At 75.0% G+C, this 1,873-nt stretch carries 2 protein-coding genes and 1 pseudogene; all 3 read left to right on the forward strand.

All coding sequences use genetic code 11. The features are described 5' to 3' along the window. The coding region (locus STRAU_RS33290) for a hypothetical protein (RefSeq protein WP_037663573.1) at positions 1–287 on the forward strand (287 nt) is incomplete at its 5' end. Positions 288–367: 80 nt separating this feature from the next. Next, the gene (locus STRAU_RS33295; protein WP_016644818.1) at positions 368–1,300 is read left to right on the forward strand and encodes a class I SAM-dependent methyltransferase; all 933 of its coding nucleotides are present in this window, start codon (positions 368–370) and stop codon (positions 1,298–1,300) included. Next, a pseudogene (locus tag STRAU_RS33300) lies at positions 1,297–1,873 on the forward strand (hypothetical protein); the annotation flags it as partial. The gene STRAU_RS33295 and the pseudogene STRAU_RS33300, both read left to right, overlap by 4 nt.

Genomic DNA, 1,873 nt, shown 5'->3' on the forward strand with positions numbered 1-1,873 from the left:
GCGGGTACGCGGAGGGCGCCGGGTTCACCGCGGCGCGCTTGCTGGGCGGGCACACCGCCCTGGCTGCGGCCGCGGCCGTCGCTCTGCCCGCGGCGGCCCTCGCGGTGGGTTGCCTCACCGCAGCCTGCTGGCTTCCGCAGGCCCGCGGGGCGGCGGGCGCCCTGGCCTGCGCCGCGGGGCTGCTGCGTCTCGCCCGTACGACACGCACGGGGGCTTCGCCCCCTGGACCCCCTTATCGCCGCTTCGCGGCTCCTTCGCGGCTCGTCCTCAAGCGCCGGACGGGCTGATACCCGCGCCTGAGCGCAGCTCCGCACGTGCCGACCACCGACCACCGACCTATGACCCGCGATCACCCAAGGAGCCGCACATGTCCCGTGTACGCCTTGCCGTCCGTGCCCTGCGTCTCGCGCTCAATCGGGCGCACGCCGATCCGACGGCGGACTACGACGCGGCCAGTTCCGACTACGACACCTTCTTCAGCCCCGTCATGGGAGGCCACTCCACCGCCGCGCTCGCCGAGGTGCCCATCGCGCCCGGTGACAGCGTCGTCGAACTCGCCTGCGGTACGGGGCACTTGACGGCGGAGATCATCCGTCGGCTCGACGGCCGGGGCGCCGTGCGGGCCGTCGACAAGTCGCCCGGGATGCTGGACGTGGCCAGGGAGAAGGTGCGCGCGCTCACCGCGGGCACCCCGGGGCTCGGCGTCGAGCTGTCCGTGGGGGACATGGACTCCTTCATCCGGGGGCTGCCCGACCGGAGTGCCGATCTGGTCGTCGTCGGCTGGGCCATCTGCTACACCAAGCCGACCCGGCTGCTCGCGGAGATCGGGCGGGTACTGCGGCCCGGCGGCCGCGTCCTGGTCATCGAGACGCGGGCCGACGCCCACCAGGCGCTCACCGAGGGCCTGGAGAAGGTCTTCGCCGACGATCCGTCCCTGCTCACCAGCCTCATCAGGGTGGCGCTGCCGAAGAACGCGGCGACCGTGGCGCGCTGGTTCACCAAGGCGGGCCTGACCGTCACCGGGCAGCGGGACGGCGCCCAGGTCATCCCGGCGCACACCCCGGCGGCCGTCCTGGAGTGGGTGCAGCGCTCCGGCGCGGCGGCGGGCTTCAAGACGGCCGTGGACAACGGGCGGGAGCAGCTCGTCCTGGACCGCGTCGAGGCGGGCCTCGCCGAACTCCTGCGGAAGAAGGGCACGTTGGAGATCCAGCACACCTTCGTCGTGGTCACCGGCGCCAAGCCGGTCGCGCCCCGCGCCCGGCACGGAGCCCGGACCGGCGAGGAGGCCGGCGTCGCATGACGAACCCGACCAGGGCCGCCGACCCACCCGCGCCGACGCCGCCGGGGGACGGCTCCCGGGTGCCGCCCGGCGCGGCGCGCGGCGCCGTCCAGCGCGCGCTGCACCGCTTCGCGGAGCGGCTCCCGGAGCGGCTCGCGAAGCGGCCCAAGACCGTGATCCTGGTGTGGGCGGTGCTCATCGCGGTGTGCACGCCGTACGCCATGGGGCTCGACGACGTCCTCACCGACCAGGGCGCCTCCAAGGTCGTCCCCGGCACCAGCAGCGCCCGCGCCGACGAGCTGACGAAGAAGTCCTTCCCGCACCGCTCCGAGCGCGAGGTGACCGTGGTCGTCGAGGCAACCGACGTACGCGGCGGCGAAGTGCGGTCCCTGTTCGCCCAGTTGGACGACCGCCTCGCGAAGCTGCGCGGCACCGGCGAGGTCGAGCGCACCTCGTCCGCGTACACGCTGTACCGCGACGCGACCGCCGCCTTCCTGACCGGCGTGCGCGACCGCGCCCGGGCCGCCGCGGACGACCCGGCGGGCCGGCGCGCCTTCGTGGACCGTGAGGCGGACGCGGGCCGGGTCCCGGCCG

It is taken from the genome of Streptomyces aurantiacus JA 4570, from assembly GCF_000414115.1.
GTDB classification, from domain to species: domain Bacteria; phylum Actinomycetota; class Actinomycetes; order Streptomycetales; family Streptomycetaceae; genus Streptomyces; species Streptomyces aurantiacus_A.